Source organism: Bradyrhizobium sp. HKCCYLR20261, from assembly GCF_051168435.1.
In the GTDB taxonomy this organism is placed as follows: domain Bacteria; phylum Pseudomonadota; class Alphaproteobacteria; order Rhizobiales; family Xanthobacteraceae; genus Bradyrhizobium.
Map to the genome: position 1 here is coordinate 351,088 of NZ_JBNPUZ010000004.1, position 14,596 is coordinate 365,683.

14 protein-coding genes are annotated in these 14,596 nt (G+C 65.8%); 6 read left to right on the forward strand and 8 right to left on the reverse strand.

The window, feature by feature from the left end:
• Positions 1-44: 44 nt before the first annotated feature.
• A complete protein-coding gene (locus ACQR1L_RS11705; protein WP_434858101.1) occupies positions 45-524 on the reverse strand; it encodes an Lrp/AsnC family transcriptional regulator in 480 nt (159 codons plus the stop codon).
• Between ACQR1L_RS11705 and ACQR1L_RS11710 the strand changes: the two genes are divergently transcribed.
• Positions 492-1,049 carry a nuclear transport factor 2 family protein gene (locus ACQR1L_RS11710; protein ID WP_434858102.1) on the forward strand — a complete coding sequence of 186 codons (558 nt, stop codon included), beginning with the start codon at positions 492-494 and terminating at the stop codon, positions 1,047-1,049. The genes ACQR1L_RS11705 and ACQR1L_RS11710 overlap by 33 nt on opposite strands.
• A gap of 810 nt (positions 1,050-1,859) precedes the next feature.
• Here ACQR1L_RS11710 and ACQR1L_RS11715 read toward each other — a convergent pair.
• The gene (locus ACQR1L_RS11715) at positions 1,860-2,774 is read right to left on the reverse strand and encodes a phosphoribosylaminoimidazolesuccinocarboxamide synthase (protein WP_434858103.1); all 915 of its coding nucleotides are present in this window, start codon (positions 2,772-2,774) and stop codon (positions 1,860-1,862) included.
• A 39-nt stretch (positions 2,775-2,813) separates the two neighbouring features.
• Positions 2,814-3,731 carry a pirin family protein gene (locus ACQR1L_RS11720; protein ID WP_434858104.1) on the reverse strand — a complete coding sequence of 306 codons (918 nt, stop codon included), beginning with the start codon at positions 3,729-3,731 and terminating at the stop codon, positions 2,814-2,816.
• Positions 3,732-3,871: 140 nt separating this feature from the next.
• Between ACQR1L_RS11720 and ACQR1L_RS11725 the strand changes: the two genes are divergently transcribed.
• Together ACQR1L_RS11725 and ACQR1L_RS11730 are read left to right on the forward strand one after the other, a co-directional pair.
• A complete protein-coding gene (locus ACQR1L_RS11725) occupies positions 3,872-4,936 on the forward strand; it encodes a helix-turn-helix domain-containing protein (protein WP_434858296.1) in 1,065 nt (354 codons plus the stop codon).
• A gap of 141 nt (positions 4,937-5,077) precedes the next feature.
• On the forward strand, positions 5,078-6,484 hold the full coding sequence (locus ACQR1L_RS11730) for a serine hydrolase domain-containing protein (protein ID WP_434858105.1): 1,407 nt from the start codon (positions 5,078-5,080) through the stop codon (positions 6,482-6,484).
• 8 nt (positions 6,485-6,492) lie between these two features.
• Here the strand turns inward: ACQR1L_RS11730 and ACQR1L_RS11735 are convergent, their stop codons facing one another.
• Positions 6,493-7,860, reverse strand: a complete 1,368-nt coding sequence (locus ACQR1L_RS11735) for an MmgE/PrpD family protein (RefSeq protein ID WP_434858106.1) — start codon at positions 7,858-7,860, stop codon at positions 6,493-6,495.
• Positions 7,861-7,980: 120 nt separating this feature from the next.
• On the opposite strand from ACQR1L_RS11735, the gene ACQR1L_RS11740 reads away from it, so the two are divergent.
• Positions 7,981-9,123 (forward strand): FUSC family protein, encoded by a 1,143-nt coding sequence (locus ACQR1L_RS11740; RefSeq protein ID WP_434858107.1) that lies wholly within the window; start codon positions 7,981-7,983, stop codon positions 9,121-9,123.
• 2 nt (positions 9,124-9,125) lie between these two features.
• On the opposite strand, the gene ACQR1L_RS11745 is transcribed toward ACQR1L_RS11740, so the two are convergent.
• Positions 9,126-10,511 (reverse strand): MATE family efflux transporter, encoded by a 1,386-nt coding sequence (locus tag ACQR1L_RS11745; protein ID WP_434858108.1) that lies wholly within the window; start codon positions 10,509-10,511, stop codon positions 9,126-9,128.
• Positions 10,512-11,395: 884 nt separating this feature from the next.
• Positions 11,396-11,776, reverse strand: a complete 381-nt coding sequence (locus tag ACQR1L_RS11750; protein WP_434858109.1) for a hypothetical protein — start codon at positions 11,774-11,776, stop codon at positions 11,396-11,398.
• Positions 11,777-12,029: 253 nt separating this feature from the next.
• Here ACQR1L_RS11750 and ACQR1L_RS11755 point away from each other — a divergent pair, with 253 nt between their 5' ends.
• On the forward strand, positions 12,030-12,797 hold the full coding sequence (locus ACQR1L_RS11755) for a helix-turn-helix transcriptional regulator (RefSeq protein ID WP_434858110.1): 768 nt from the start codon (positions 12,030-12,032) through the stop codon (positions 12,795-12,797).
• A gap of 125 nt (positions 12,798-12,922) precedes the next feature.
• Positions 12,923-13,717, forward strand: a complete 795-nt coding sequence (locus ACQR1L_RS11760) for a sterol desaturase family protein (protein ID WP_434858111.1) — start codon at positions 12,923-12,925, stop codon at positions 13,715-13,717.
• On the opposite strand, the gene ACQR1L_RS11765 is transcribed toward ACQR1L_RS11760, so the two are convergent.
• Both ACQR1L_RS11765 and ACQR1L_RS11770 read right to left on the reverse strand, forming a co-directional pair.
• Positions 13,656-14,135: a DUF2867 domain-containing protein gene (locus ACQR1L_RS11765; RefSeq protein ID WP_434858112.1), complete on the reverse strand. Its 480-nt coding sequence runs from the start codon at positions 14,133-14,135 to the stop codon at positions 13,656-13,658. The two genes, ACQR1L_RS11760 and ACQR1L_RS11765, sit on opposite strands and share 62 nt — an antisense overlap.
• A 64-nt stretch (positions 14,136-14,199) precedes the next feature.
• Entirely contained in the window at positions 14,200-14,595 is a 396-nt protein-coding gene (locus ACQR1L_RS11770; RefSeq protein ID WP_434858113.1) for a DUF5071 domain-containing protein, read from the reverse strand.
• Between the last annotated feature and the right edge of the window lies 1 nt (position 14,596).

Here is a 14,596-nt window from a genome sequence, read left to right on the forward strand (position 1 = left end):
GACTCCTCGAAATCATTGCTCTCACTCTCCGACTGTCCACACCCTCAGAGCGGTTCTGAAAGCGGCAACGGGGCCGTTGCCTTGCGGGTCTGAATGGCGATATTGCTTTTGACCTCCCGGACGATCGGCAGGTTCAGCAATCGTTCGACCAGGAAGCGCCGGTAGTGCTCCAGATCGGCCGTCACGACTTCGAGCAAGTAGTCTGAGTCGCCGGACACCAGATGACAGGCGAGGACTTCGGGCATCGCGCAAACGGTGTCCTCGAAGTCGAGCGCGTGCACGTTGGCATGTCCCTCGATCTTGACGGCGAGGAACGCGGAAAAGCCCAGCCCCACGCTGTCGCGGTTGAGCACCGCGCGGTAACCTTGAATGATGCCATCGCGCTCCAGCCGCTTCACGCGCCGAAGGCATGGAGAAGGTGACAGTCCGACGCGATCCGCAAGCTCGACATTGCTCAGCCGTGCATCAGCTTGCAGCTCGCGGATAATGCGATGGTCGATGGCATCGAGCGTGATTTTTGGCATGTCTCGCCCAATCCGGCTGCTGAAGGGACAATTCATTGCGCCGAGGATCGGGAGGTTAGCACAGTTCGCAAGGACATGCTGCGGCGTTCCGCGCCAAGATCAAGGGCAGTCAACACCACCCGTGAGCTGAACATGACAGATCCTGCACCGCCCCACACACTGCTTTCTACCGTCGATCGTTACTTCGACATGATGTTCGACTTCGACGTCAGCCGTTTCGATCGTGTGTTCGCACCCACAGCGCAGTTGCACGGCTTCCGCGATCAGGCGCTGCGCGTTCTGACCGCGGCCGAATATCGCCATGTGCTGGAAACAACTCCCTCGCCGGAAGCGAAAGCGGCGCCGCGTCAGCAAGAGGTGCTGCTGGTCGATCTGGCATCGGCAACGCAGGCGCTCGTGAAGGTGAGGGTCAGGATCGATCGGATCCTCTATCTCGACTATCTCTGTTTTCATCTGATCGACGGCGCATGGCGGGTGACCGCCAAGTCATTCCATGTCGAGCATCAGTTTGCGGAAGGCGATTGATGGCTGAGTGGTGTCGATCGCTGGCTGGGGTCGTGGCGCTTGCGCGAACGGTGACCCATCCGGGCGGGCAAAAAGCCGCTTGCTAAAAATCAGAAATCATGCTTTGATGCGCGCATCCCGTCCTCATGCAGAGGGGCGTACGCGTCGTCACGATACGTAGAGGCGGGGAGCGGTGGCCGCTTGTCTGTCAGGTGCTGATGCGCTGGACGATGGACAGCTCGCGGACGTTCAAGCCGTGTGGTCCTGGCGCCCCGATGCTGGCGCCAAGTCGGTGTGACGTGATCCTTGACAGGACGTGTCGCACTGGCGACGGGGGCAAGAAAGCCCGGTCCCCGGGGAGAGCTCGGAGCAGACGTTAAACCCATCGCGCAGGGAGGGCCGGGATGTCTCGGCTGAACCTGTGGTGACCGCCGCGTGCATTCTTTTTCGCACGCGGGCCATGGGAGCAGCCAGCTCCCGGCCTTCCCTGCGCCCTCGGCATTTTCGGAGGGCTCTGTTTTGATCAACTCGGGCGCGACGGCGCTGCGGGCGTATTGGTGCGCATCATGATGATCTCGCCGAGCGGACCCCCACCCCCGACCCCTCCCCGCAAGGGGGAGGGGAGACGACAGAGCGTGCCTCTTGCCACAAGATTTCGAGCAGAAAGGCTGAGGAGTTCGAATTGACCAAGAAAGCGGCCGCAGATTGGCCCCTCCCCCTTGCGGGCCCGCAAGGGGGAGGGGTCGGGGGTGGGGGTCCCCGATGCACACTGTCGATGATGCGCTAAGACAAAAAGCCCAACCCAACCGTCAACGCATGAGCCTGCGATCCTCAGATCTTCAGCTCACTCCCCGTCACGCGCCGGAACGCTTCGAGATAGCGCTGGCTCGTCGCGTCCACCACGTTTCGAGGCAGCGGTGGTGGCGGGGCTTCGCCGTTCCAGCGGCCCGCCTTGCGTTCGGAATCCAGATAGTCGCGCAACGGCTGCTTGTCGAAGCTCGGCTGCGGCTGGCCCGGCTGATAGGCATCGACGGCCCAGAACCGCGAACTGTCGGGCGTCATCACCTCGTCGATCAGGATGATGTTGCCATCCTTGTCGCGGCCGAACTCGAACTTGGTGTCGGCGATGATGATGCCCTGCTCACGCGCGAGCGTTTCACCCAGCGTATAGACCGCGCGCGTCATGCTCTCCAGCGTATAGGCCGTGTCGTCGCCGACCACCTCGCGCATCCGCGCGATGGTGATGTTCTCGTCGTGGCCGGTCTCGGCCTTGGTCGCCGGGCTGAAGATCGCGGGCTCGAGCTTCTGGCTTTCGACCAGCCCCGCCGGCAGCTGCTCGCCGGCCAGCGTGCCGCTCGCGGCATATTCCTTCCAGGCCGAGCCGGAGAGATAGCCGCGGATCACGCATTCGATCGGAAACACGGTGGTGCGCTTGCACAGCATCGCGCGGCCCAGAATCTCCTTGCGATGCGGCTTCAGCTCGGGCACCGCGGCGATGATCTCATCCGTGTCGGCCGAGATCATGTGGTGATGCACGACGCCTTCGAGCGCGCTGAACCAGTAGGCCGAGATCTGCGTCAGCACCGCGCCCTTCATCGGGATGGTCTCGTCCATCACGACGTCGAACGCGGAGATGCGGTCGGTGGTCAAGAGCAGCACGCGGTCGTCGCCGACGGCATAGATGTCGCGGACCTTGCCGCGGCCGATCTTCGGAAGCGGCAGATTGCTGGCGAGAAGCGTGGTCATGGTTCAAGGCCTTCGAAAGGGAGCATCGGCTCCCATAGCCTATTCCGGCAGCGGAATGAACTCGTGCTCCTGCGGAACGGCGGCGAAGCGGCCGGTTTTCCAGTCCTGCTTGGCCTGCTCGATCCGCTCCTTGCTGGAGGAGACGAAATTCCACCAGACGTGGCGCGGTCCCTCCAGCGCATCGCCGCCGAGGAACATCATCCGGGTCGGCTTGATGGTACGAACGCTGATCGCATCGCCGGGCCGGAAGATCAGCAGCCGCGGGCCCTCATGGCGCTCGCGCGCGATCTCGATTTCGCCGTCGACGATATAGATCGCGCGCTCCTCGTGGTCAGGATCAAGCGGCACGACGGTGCCGGCCTGCGCTGTGACCTCGACATAGAACCACGGCGAGACCATCGTCACCGGCGAGGCTTTTCCGAACGCCTTGCCGGCGATGATGCGCGCCGAAAAGCCGGTGTCGCTGACCGTCGGCAGCGCGCCCGCCGCATAATGCTGAAAGCTCGGCGCAATCTCCTCGGATTCCACAGGGAGCGCGATCCAGCTCTGCAGGCCCAGCATCTGCTGCCCGTTCTGCCGCTGCAGGTCCGGCGTGCGTTCGGAATGCGCGATGCCGCGGCCGGCGGTCATCAGGTTCATCGCGCCGGGCTGGATCTCCTGGACGTTGCCCTCGCTGTCGCGATGCATAATGGCGCCGTCGAACAGATAGGTGACGGTGGCCAAGCCGATATGCGGATGCGGCCGCACGTCCATGCCCTTGCCGGAGACGAACTGCACCGGGCCGAAATGATCGAAGAAGATGAACGGTCCGACCATCTGCCGGCGGCCATGCGGCAGCGCGCGGCGCACGGCAAAGCCGTCGCCGAGATCGCGGGTGCGTGGCACGATGACATGCTCCAGCGCATCACAGGAGGTGGGGTCGCCGAATTCGGGATCGATCGATGGCTGCCAGCTCATGGGACGCTCCTGAAAAGTGGTTGCGCGAGCTTAGCAGTTTCGTGAAGGCGAGGGCAGGGCATGACGTCGCGACATCCGTGCGATTTGAAAGCCGCAAAGGCCCGGCCTAGAGTTCCGGCGCTGATATTGGACGTGTGATGATGCCGCTCGACCACCTCGATCTCGCCCTCCGCGCCGCAGCCATCGCGCTGCTCGCCATGCTGGCCGTGTCGTTGTGGCGTGATCTCGGCAGGCAGTCCGTCGGCCGGCTCGCCGTCGCGCTGGCGCTCGGCTCGGCCGCGCATGCGGCGACGTTCAACATCGGCGGCACCGCGGTGCCCTCGCTCGCCGCTGCGCCGCTGATCGCGCTGGCGACCGCCGACATCGTCGTGCTCTGGCTGTTCTGCCGCGCGCTGTTTGATGACGGCTTTGCGCCGCGATGGCAGCACGGCCTGATCTGGCTCGCGGTGTCCAGCTTCAGCCTGATCAGCTGTCTCGTGCTCGGGCCGGCGGGGCATGCGAGGATCGTCATCGTCGCGAACAATTTGCTGGCGCTTGGTTTCGTCGGCCTGACTCTGGCGCAGACGATCCGGTCGTGGTCGGCGGATCTCGTCGAGGGCCGCCGTCGCGTCCGCGCTTTCGTCGTCATCGCGGCGCTTGGTTACGGCGGCGTCAACGCGCTGCTGCAGATGGTCGCGGCTGGCAGTGGTCCGTCGGAGCTCGCCAATGTCGTCAATGCGGCGATGTTCTTGGCCGTCGTCGGCGCCGTCGCGGTGATGCTGCTGAAGGTCGGTGCGTCCGACGTGTTCGCTCCCGAGGCGCCGCATGACGCGATAAGCGTGCCGGAGCCGGTTGTCGCGGCCCAGCCTGCCGCCAACCGCAAGCTGGTCGACGCGCTGATGCGGCTGATGGCCGACGAGCGGATCTACCGGCAGGAGAACGTCACCATCGGCATGCTGGCGACCCGGCTCGCCATTCCCGAATACCGGCTGCGTCGTCTCATCAATGGCGAGCTCGGCTACCGCAACTTCAATACCTTCCTGAACAACCACCGCATCGAGGAAGCCAAGGCCGCGCTCGCCGATCCCGCCCAGGCCGAGGTGCCCGTGATCACCATCGCAATGGACGCCGGCTTCCAGTCGCTCGGCCCCTTCAACCGCGCCTTCAAGGCCGCGACCGGGGTGACGCCGACCGAGTTCCGGCGCATGAGGCTGGCCGCGGCGTGATGGTTCGAGCGCTGACATCAAAGGAGAATTCCGAAATCGGCGAGCTCGCCGCGCGTTTCGGCGGGTGCATGTTTCGAAATCGGCGAGCCGTGCGACAGCCGCTGCGGTGTGGTCCGGCAGGTTCATCTACCGGAGCTTCCCATGAATCGCCGCCGCCGGCTTCTCGTCTTCGTGTCGACTGTCGCTGTGACCGCCCTTGCGCTCGGCGCCGCCCGTGCCCGCGATGTGCCGCAAGTGGCGACGGGCTTCATCGCCAGCGTCGTGTGCTCGGAGACCTTCGTCTCCGGCCTCGATCCGGACCGTGTGCTGGCCGAAACCCGGGATGCGATGCCTGGTGCTGGCCTGCTGACCTGGGCCATGAATGTCCAAGTGGATCGGGCCGCCAAGGACGTCACCGTGACCTTGCTCGGCCTCGGCCGCAGTCATGCGGTCTATCGCGACGGCCTCGGTTGCCATCTCGATCATGGCGGGGCGGAGGGATGGCCGGCCATGCGGCTGCCCGCGTCGCAGCCGGCTCTGCTGGCCGAGATCGGCCCTTCGCGCCTCGTGGAGCCGGCCACGCCGGCCTTGGCCGCCGCCCTCGACCGGGCCTTCGCCGAGCCGGAAGCGCCGCCCTTTCGGCGCACCCATGCGGTCGTCGTGCTCAAGGACGGCAAGCTGATCGCCGAACGCTATGCCCCCGGCTTCCCCGTCGAGACGCCTTTGCTCGGCTTCTCCGCGACCAAGTCGATGACTGCGACCCTGATCGGCATCCTCGTTCGCCAGGGCAAGCTCGCGCTGCATGGGCCCGCGCCGATCGCGGCGTGGCAAGATGAGAAAGATCCGCGCCATGCCATCACCGTCGACCACCTGCTGCGCCACACCGCCGGGCTCGCGCTCGGCAGCTCGCTGCAGGCCTCGTTGCTGTCGGCGTTCGAGCCGGTCAACCGGATGAAGTTCGTCGAGCCCGACCGCGCGGCGTTTGCCGAATCCATGCCGCTCGAAACCGCGCCGGGCGCGGTCAGCAACTATCACGACGGCAACACCGTCATTCTCTCGCATCTCATCCGCGCCGCTGCCGGCGGCAGTGCCGCGGATGTCCTGCGGTTTGCGCATCGCGCGTTGTTCGATCCGCTCGGCATGCGCAACGTCACCATCGAATTCGATGCCGCCGGCACGCCGGAAGGATCGAGCCAGATGCTGGCCACCGCGCGCGACTGGGCGCGGCTTGGCCAATTGTATCTCGACGATGGCGTGATCGCCGGCCGCCGCATCCTGCCCGCCGGCTGGGTCGATTACGTCAGCACCCCGACTCCCGGAGCCTTCGTCGGCCTCGGCGCCGGCTTCTGGACCAACCGCGGCGACAGCTTTGGCGCTACCTATCGCGTCTCCCACGGCTGGCCGCGCGATGCCTTCTTCGCCAAAGGCACGCTCGGCCAGTATGTCGTCGTCATCCCTTCGGAGCGCCTGGTCATCGCGCGCTTCGGCCGCACCGTGAATTGGCCGCCGGAGGCGGACGGCGTCGGCCAGCTCGTGAGCGAGGTGATCGCCGCGACGCGTGGGGAGTGATGCTTGGATCAGGCCCTCCCCAAGGCGGTGGCCTGCTCGACGCGATCGAACCGCTCCAGCGACAGGATCGCATCGGCAAAACTCTGCGCGCGACTGCTCAGGACCGGCCGCGCCAAGGTGATGAACTTGTCACTCATCGCCTGCGCCGTCGGAAACGACGTCGGCTCGCCCGAGGGATCGTCGTGCAGCCGCTCGTGCACGCCGTCCTCGGTGGTGATGGTGACGCGCGCGCCGAAGGGATGGCTGCGGCCTTCCAATTTGTCATCCTGCACGACATCGAACTTGTCGGCGAGGCTGTTGATCGCGCTGTCACCCAGACGCGTGTAGTCATCCCAGCCGAAGCGGCCCTGGTCGAGCGCCAGCGCGCCGGTGAAGAACATCGAGAACTGGCCGCCGACGATCGAGGTCGGATGTCGCTTGGTGCTCGCGTCGCCGGTCAAGGTGATGCCGTTGCGATGCAGGCCGACTTCGACACGCTTGACCTGGTCCGGCGTCAGATTGTGCTCGCGGCGCAGCGCGATGATCGCGTCGATCGCGGCATGGGTATAGCGGCAGCTCGGATACGGCTTCACGCCGATCTTCATCGTCTCGTAGGTCGTGCCGAGACCCGCGACCGCCTTCTCATGATGCGGCGTGTCGGTGTAGCCGACCAGGAGCCCATGCTTGCCCTCGACGGATTCGATCGCGCCGACGAAATCATTCTTGGCGAGCGTCGCCGCGATCACGCCGTTCATCGCCGACGCCCCGACCTGATAGCGCTTGTTCCAGGCGCCGTTGACGAGAAACTGCAGCGAGCCCGCCGCCTGGCTGCCGGAGACGCCGAAGGCGTAGACGAGCTGCTGCTCGGACAATCCGAACAGCTTGCCCGCGGCCGCCGCTGCGCCGTAGGTGCCGGCGGTCGCGGTCGGGTGGAAGCCGCGCGCATAATGCGAGGTCGGATCGAGCGCGTTGCCGAGCCGGCAGCACACCTCATAGCCGGCGACGATCGCGGTCAGCACCTCGCGGCCGGACGCGCCGACCATCTCGCCGACGGCGAAGGCGGCGGGTACCACCGGCGCGCTCGGATGCAGCGAGGAGTCCGCGTGGGTATCGTCGAAGTCGAGCGAATGCCCCATCGTGCCGTTGAGCAGCGCCGCCACGGCGGGCGTCCATGTCCTGCTGTCACCGAACACGGTGGCCTCGCCCGCGGCATCCAGCTTCAACGCCGCCAGCATGTTGACGACCGACGGCGTCGATTCCGCCTCGCGCCGGGCGCGGATGGCGCTGCCGAGAAAATCGAGCGTCAGCACCTTGGCGCGGTCGAGCACCTCGGGCGGGATATCGTCATATTTCAGGTCGGCGACATAGGCGGCGAGCGTTGCGGTTTCCTGGGCCATCGTGTTTCCTCACATCGTTGCGGCGACCGTAGGCAGACTGATTCCGGCTTTCAAGCCGGTTCCGCGTTGCGAAGAGCTGCCATGCCGGGACCGCGCTGGTCCGTTCGAGGTGAGTGACTGATGCCGTCGATCAAGGAGCTGTTCGGCCGGGTGTATGCCCGCAGGGCGCAGATGTCGCTCGCCGTGCGCGGCACGGTGGCGGCGACGCTCGCCTTCGCGATCGCAACCGCTCTCCAGCTCAAGCTGCCGCTGTGGGCGGTGCTGACCTCGCTGATCGTGACGCAAGGCAGCGTCGGACGCTCGCTGAAGGCGACGCGCGACTACATGTTCGGCACCATCGGCGGCGCGATCTATGGCGGCGCCATCACCGTGTTCATCCCGCACTCCGGCGAGTTGCAACTGCTGGGCATGCTGATCCTGGCGGTGACGCCGCTCGCCTTCATCGCCGCGCTCAATCCGAGCCTCAACGCCGCCACGGTGACGGCCGTCATCGTGCTGCTTGTCCCGACCATGGGCCATCTCGATCCGTTGGGCTCGGCGGTCGACCGCGTGTTCGAGGTCGCCGTCGGCGCGCTCACCGGGCTTGCCGTATCGTTCGTGGTGCTGCCGTCGCGCGCCCACGTGCAGATGCGCAGCGCTGCCGGGCGCCTGCTCGAGCTGATCGCGGCCGCCTTTACCGAGTTGCTGGCCGGCCTGTCGCGCGGCCGCGACAACGACGCGCTGCATCGAATCCAGGACGGCATCGGCACCGCCCTGAGCGAGCTGAACGCCACCGGCGCCGAGGCCGAGCGCGAGCGGTCGGCGCGGCTGTCGTCGGGCGCCGACACCGGCCCGCTGTTGCGAACCATCCTGCGGCTGCGCCATGACGTCGTGATGATCGGCCGCGCCAGCGTGGTGCCGCTGCCGTCGGAGCTGCAGACGCGCCTGTCGGGCCCCGTCACGCGCGTCAGCGACGCCATCGCCGGCTATCTGCGCGGCTGCGCCGCCGCCATCCGTAACGGCTCCGGACCGCCGGCGATCTGGCCGGTGCATGTCGCGGTCAAGTCCTATGCCGAGGCGGTCGCCGCGTTGCGCAGCGACGGCCTGACGCGGGGTCTGCCGGGCGACGCCGCCGAGCGCTTCTTCGCGCTCGGCTTCTCGCTCGATCAGATGCGGCAGAACCTGATCGATCTCGAACGGGTCATCGCCGAATGGGCCGAGACATCGCCCGGCAAGCCGCATCGGCCCGAGCCCGAGGAGACGTCCGATACCGCCGGCGCCTGACATCATCGCGACAGCCTGAGGAAGCGCAGCACGAGCAGTGCCGCATAGATGCTGGTGCCGAGCGACAGCCCGATCCAGATGCCGATCGCGCCGAGCGAGGTGTGCAGCCCGAGCCCATAGGACGCAGGAAAGCCGATCAGCCAGTAGCCGAGCACGGCGAGCAGCAAGGGCACGCGCGTGTCCTTGATGCCGCGCAGCGCACCGACGGCGATGGTCTGCAGCGCATCGGTGATGAAGAAGGTGGTTCCGACCAGCAGCAGGGTGGCGGCGAGCGCGACGGTCGCTCCGACATCGGCGACGCCGCTGCCGAGAAACAGCTGCACGAGCTCGAACCGCGCGAGGATGATGCCGAGTGTGAAAAGCAGCGCCAGCGCAAGGCCGAGCAGCAGTGCCATCAACCCGGCGCGGCGCACGCCCTGCGCATCGTTGCGCCCCGCGGCGTGGCCGACGCGCACCGTCGCCGCCATGCTGATGCCGAACGGAACCATGAACAGGATCGCGGTGATCTGCAGCGCGATCTGATGCGCGGCGAGCGCGGGCGTGCTGATCAGTCCCATCAGGATCGCGGCCGCCGAGAACAGGCCGTATTCCAGCAGGAACGACAGCGAGATCGGCGCGCCGATGATGAGCAGCTGCCGCAGCAGCCGCCAGTCGATCTGTCCCAGTCGCGCGAGCACGCGATAGTCGCGGAAGGGCGGACGAAACACGGCGAACCAGAGCCCCGCTAGAAACGTCGCCAGGTTCACGGTGGAGGTCGCAAGCCCGACGCCGGTCAGGCCGAGCTGCGGAAATCCCCACGCGCCGTACAGCAGCGGATAGACCAGCAACGCATTGAGCGGGATCGCGGCGAGCGTGATCCCGAGCACCGGCTCCGGGCGATTGACCGCGCCCATGAAGCTGCGCAGCGCCAGGAACCACAGCATCGGCGCGACGCCCCAGGCGAGACCGGCCAGATAGTCCTGTGCGAGATGCGCGACGCCGGGCGTCTGCCCGAGCGCGAGCAGGATGGCTTCGCCGTTCAGCGCGATCAGCATGATCGGCAGCGCAATGAAGAGACCGGTCCACAGGCCGACTCGCAGCGCGCGCCGGACCAGCCCGGCGTCTCCGGCGCCGAACGCCTGCGCGGCCAGCGGCGCCACCGCCGACATCAGGCCCATGCCGAAGGTCGAGCCGACGAAGTAGACGGTGCCGGACAGCGCGGCCGCCGCGACCGCGTCGCCGCCGAGGCGGCCGATGAAAGCGAGGTCGGTCGACATCATCGCGATCTGCGACAGCTGCGTCAGCGCCATCGGCGCAGCGAGCCGGATCGTCTCCCAGAGTTCGACGGTGAACGAGGCAGGCGGCGCCGCCGGAAGCGGCGCATGATCGGTTGCAACGATAGGGGTCATGGACGCGGCTATAGCAGCCTCCGCCGGTTCCTGCACATCACGGTCGTTGTTCCCTCTCGAACTCATGCGGCGTATGAACGCAGCCTGCGGCAACGGTGAGAGCCGTCGGATCGCACGGCCGCCGCATGCGCGTGCGTTGTCATTCTCGCGGCATGCTTCGCGCCCGAGCTTTGCAAAGTGTGCGGCCCTTGGAAGTGAGAGGGCGCAGGGAAGGCCGGGTGCTTGACCACACCCATGGCCCGCCTGCAAAAGAAGTAGCAGGCGGCAGTCACCACAGGTGGGCCGCACAACCGGCCTTCCCTGCGCAATGGTTGGAACGGCTTATACGTACTCTCCCCGGTGCGCCGGGCTTGTTGGCCACCGTCACCGACAGATCGTTCGCCGGCTTGACCTCAGCATCGGGAGGCCAGGACCATACGATTTCGCCGTATGCGACCGCTCCTTCGTCCACGCGCCGACCTCGAGTTGCCCCAAGCGCGCGCTGAAAGCCGCCGCATCCATCGCATCCCACCCTCAACGGTCCGTGACGATCGCGAAGCGTCCCTCTCAGCGAGGGCGGGATGAGCGCATTGTTTCCGAATTTCGGAAATAAGGCAAGCGAATTCTTGGGCAACACCGATCTCGCCCGAAGCATGCTGCTGACGCTGCTAACGAATCTCGTTTTTCCACGCAGGCTCGCTTAGCCGGTCTGCCGATGATCGATAGCGCTCTCGTCGCCGGTTGGCGGGGAGATGCGCATGGTGAGTCGATCGCGCTCGCGACGGCCGATGCGGGCAGCGACGACGCAGCATACTTCCGGGAGGCGATGGGCTTTGGCCGCGTCGCAGATCGAGATTGGTCGCGCCAGAGAGCGCATTGTATGACATACGCCGGGCGGTAGGCCCTCACGACTGAAATTGGTCGGGCCCTCTGAAGATCCCCGTCAGAACCGAAATCTCGTCGGCGAGCTTCGCTGCGAGGGCGAGGCTGGCCGGCTGCACCGGAACCTCATGGGCGCCTCTTTCACCGAGTTCGAAGTAGACGCTGACCCGGCGCTCGCCGTCTCCGACAAGGTGCTCGTCAGCCCGGATTTGACTGCATTCGTCGAAAGACCAGTGGGCCGTGAAAGTCGGCCAGATGTGGAATAGCCGGCTTGTGATGATCAGACGACGCGCATTCGGATCAATCTCCACCGTCCAGCGCCTGGTGGCTTTGGCGGCTACGAGGCCGAGCAGGATGAAGAGAAAGAGCATGCCGAGGTCGGACGAACCCGAGGTTTGGGTCATTCCGATTCCGATCATCAAAGCCAGGACGCTTGCGAATGCGATTTGGAGTAGGCTGGGGCGCCCGGGTACGAAGATCAATTTGCAAACCGGGTCTCGAGTTTGTTCTTGCGACATGGCTGGGCTTCTCGGCGCGTTTGTGGAGGCTACCACAGGCGTCGGTGTGAGAGCCAAACCGCGCGCGGCCGACGTTCTTTCTGCTGCCCGTACGCCGCTTTGTGTTAGACTCAGCTGCTAAATTCTTCGGAGGACAGGCGTGCGCGGCGGGACGGACGACACAGTCGGGCCAACTGACCCGCAGCAGGCTCGGCGGCCAAACCCCGAATTGCTGGCGTGGATCGACGTGCTCGGCGCGGTGCCGAGCGGGGCGGTCACGGAGGATCAGATCCTGGCCTGGGTCGAGGGGCCGCTGCGCCGGTTCCTTCCATTCCAGCGCTTTCTCGGCGCCTATGGCCGGCTCACCGGCGGGCGCATCCGGATGCGCAGTCTGGTGACATCGGGCTATCCGGACGACTTCGTGTCGGGGCTCGAAGAGAGCTTCGACCTGGGCGCGCGCGGCTGCTTTGCGTGGTGGGTGCAGAACCGCGCGGCGTTCATTCTCGATCCCGCCGATCCGCCGCCGTTTGCGACCGCGCGGGAGCTCGATGAGATCAGACAATTGTCGCTCGGCGTCGTCGCGGGTCACGGCGTCATCGATCCCTTCGCCAGTGCCGGCACCTATCTCAGCTTCGCCGGCGTCGCAGCCGACCAGCCGCAGCATGTCCTGATGTCTTTGAACCTGATTGCGCCGGTGCTGCACGCGTTGTTCCTCGCGACCGAGCAGGTGACGGCGCCGCGGCTGGATCTTGGCAAGCTGACGGAGCGGCAGCGCGAGCTGGTCGATCTCGCGCTGATGGGGCTGCCGGACAAGACGATCGCCTCGCGCCTCGGGATCTCCGAGCATACGGTCGGCAATCATTTCCGAGTCATCTACGAGCGGCTCGGCATCAGCAAGCGCAGCCAGTTGATCGCGGCACTGAGGTAGTCGCCGCCGGGTTCGAGCCGTCCGGCATAGCACGTATGTGCCATCGACCGGCGCACCCGTCTGGTGCTGTCGTAGCGGCCAGAGCGGATCCGGATCCTGGATCCGCGATCCCAGGGTGAGCCGCCATGACCTCGCTCGTCATTCCTCCACTGCTGACCGCCGCCAGCGCCGCTGCTTTCATGACGCTCGAACGCGTCGCGCCCGGCCGCGAGCTGCCCAATGCGCCCGGCTGGTACGGCCGCGCGCTCATTGTCACGCTGTCGCAGGTCGGCATCACGCTCGTGACCTGCGGACTCTGGATGCATCTGGTAGACAGCCGCTCGCTGTTCGAGCTGCGCGCGCTACGTTCGGCGGCGCTGCAGGGATTTATCGCCTGGTTCGTCGGCACTTTCTTCTGCTACTGGTGGCACCGCATCCGGCACATGAACGGCTGGTGGCTGCTGTTTCACCAGGTTCATCACTCACCGAGCCGCATCGAAACGGTGACCTCGTTCTACAAGCATCCGGTCGAGATCCTCGCCGATGGCGTGCTCGCCGCGCTCATCCTGTTCCCACTGCTCGGCTGCTCATTGTCGGGCGCGCTGTGGTTCAACCTGTTCGCGGCGACAGGGGAGTTCTTCTATCACGCCAACTACAAATCTCCGCGCTGGCTGAAGTATATCATACAGACGCCCGAGCTGCATTCGCTGCACCACGAACTCGACGTGCACGCTGGCAACTACGGCGACCTGCCGATCTGGGACCGGCTGTTCGGGACCTATCGCGGCGCCGATGAGTTCGCGGCGCGGTGCGGGTTCCCAGGCGAGAGCGAACGACAGCTGGGGCGCATGCTGGTGTTCCGCGATGTGTATGGCGATATCAGGCGGTCACTGCGACCTGCCTCAGGGTGGCCTTCACCACGAGGCGATGAAAAGGCGTGATGACCGTGAGATAGATGCGGCCGAGCGCGTTGTGGGTCTGTACCAGGGTGGTGGCGGTCACCTGCGAGCTCGCGCCGATCGTCGCGACGTCGACCAGAACGCGGAAGTCCAGATGCTTGTCGTCGAAGCCCAGCACGAGTTGCTTTGGCGTCTCGTCGATCACCGGGAACATCCCGATCATGGGACCCGGATGGCGTGCGTCCGCGCCCGAGGTCTTCAAACCGAACGGCCGGACCAGCGCATTGCGTAGTTTCAGCAGGACGGCCATCCACCAGGGCGTATGACCGAGCATGCGCTCGGCCGCGGTGCGCGCATCGAGAATTGCGCCGTCGATCGTGACGCGGAAGGCATCGGCGAAGTCAGCACCAGCGAGCCATTGGCCACGGTCGACATCGGGAGTGATCTCGCTGATCGTCATGCGTGCGCCTCGAAGGTTGGTCGTTCCTGTATGGCGGGTGACGCGTCTATGCCTGCTGTCGACATCAAGCCCAACCGAAGTGAGCGAGAACTTGGCGTGCCTCCTGATCGAGCTCCTCGCAACGCTCGGCATCGCTTGGAGTGTAGCAGAGGCGCTCGAGCTCCGGACGAAATTGGAGTGCAATGTCGTGCGGAAGGCCGGGAAGCAGTAATTGGATGATCCAATATTTCCAGATGTGATCGTCGGAGTTCAAGACATGCCAGATGTGCGGAACCATCGGCGGGCCGATCGACGACAGGAATGGCGCAATGATGTGAGCGGTGGGCCAATTGTAATCTTTGAGCCAAGCCGTCAGTTCGCCAAGTATCGGGGCGACTGCAGGATAGCCAGCTCGCACGGCGTTGCGCGCCCGTTCGACATCGTTCTTGCTGCGCGGGAGGAGGTGGGAGGGGGCATCCATG

Bases quoted from the DNA above. Each gene is read 5' to 3' on its own strand.
- ACQR1L_RS11710 (WP_434858102.1), top strand. From the start codon at position 492: ATGGTCGATGGCATCGAGCGTGATTTTTGGCATGTCTCGCCCAATCCG.
- ACQR1L_RS11705 (WP_434858101.1), bottom strand. From the start codon at position 524: ATGCCAAAAATCACGCTCGATGCCATCGACCATCGCATTATCCGCGAG.
- ACQR1L_RS11715 (WP_434858103.1), bottom strand. From the start codon at position 2,774: ATGACCACGCTTCTCGCCAGCAATCTGCCGCTTCCGAAGATCGGCCGC.
- ACQR1L_RS11720 (WP_434858104.1), bottom strand. From the start codon at position 3,731: ATGAGCTGGCAGCCATCGATCGATCCCGAATTCGGCGACCCCACCTCC.
- ACQR1L_RS11725 (WP_434858296.1), top strand. From the start codon at position 3,872: ATGCCGCTCGACCACCTCGATCTCGCCCTCCGCGCCGCAGCCATCGCG.
- ACQR1L_RS11730 (WP_434858105.1), top strand. From the start codon at position 5,078: ATGAATCGCCGCCGCCGGCTTCTCGTCTTCGTGTCGACTGTCGCTGTG.
- ACQR1L_RS11735 (WP_434858106.1), bottom strand. From the start codon at position 7,860: ATGGCCCAGGAAACCGCAACGCTCGCCGCCTATGTCGCCGACCTGAAA.
- ACQR1L_RS11740 (WP_434858107.1), top strand. From the start codon at position 7,981: ATGCCGTCGATCAAGGAGCTGTTCGGCCGGGTGTATGCCCGCAGGGCG.
- ACQR1L_RS11745 (WP_434858108.1), bottom strand. From the start codon at position 10,511: ATGACCCCTATCGTTGCAACCGATCATGCGCCGCTTCCGGCGGCGCCG.
- ACQR1L_RS11750 (WP_434858109.1), bottom strand. From the start codon at position 11,776: ATGACCCAAACCTCGGGTTCGTCCGACCTCGGCATGCTCTTTCTCTTC.
- ACQR1L_RS11760 (WP_434858111.1), top strand. From the start codon at position 12,923: ATGACCTCGCTCGTCATTCCTCCACTGCTGACCGCCGCCAGCGCCGCT.
- ACQR1L_RS11765 (WP_434858112.1), bottom strand. From the start codon at position 14,135: ATGACGATCAGCGAGATCACTCCCGATGTCGACCGTGGCCAATGGCTC.
- ACQR1L_RS11770 (WP_434858113.1), bottom strand. From the start codon at position 14,595: ATGGATGCCCCCTCCCACCTCCTCCCGCGCAGCAAGAACGATGTCGAA.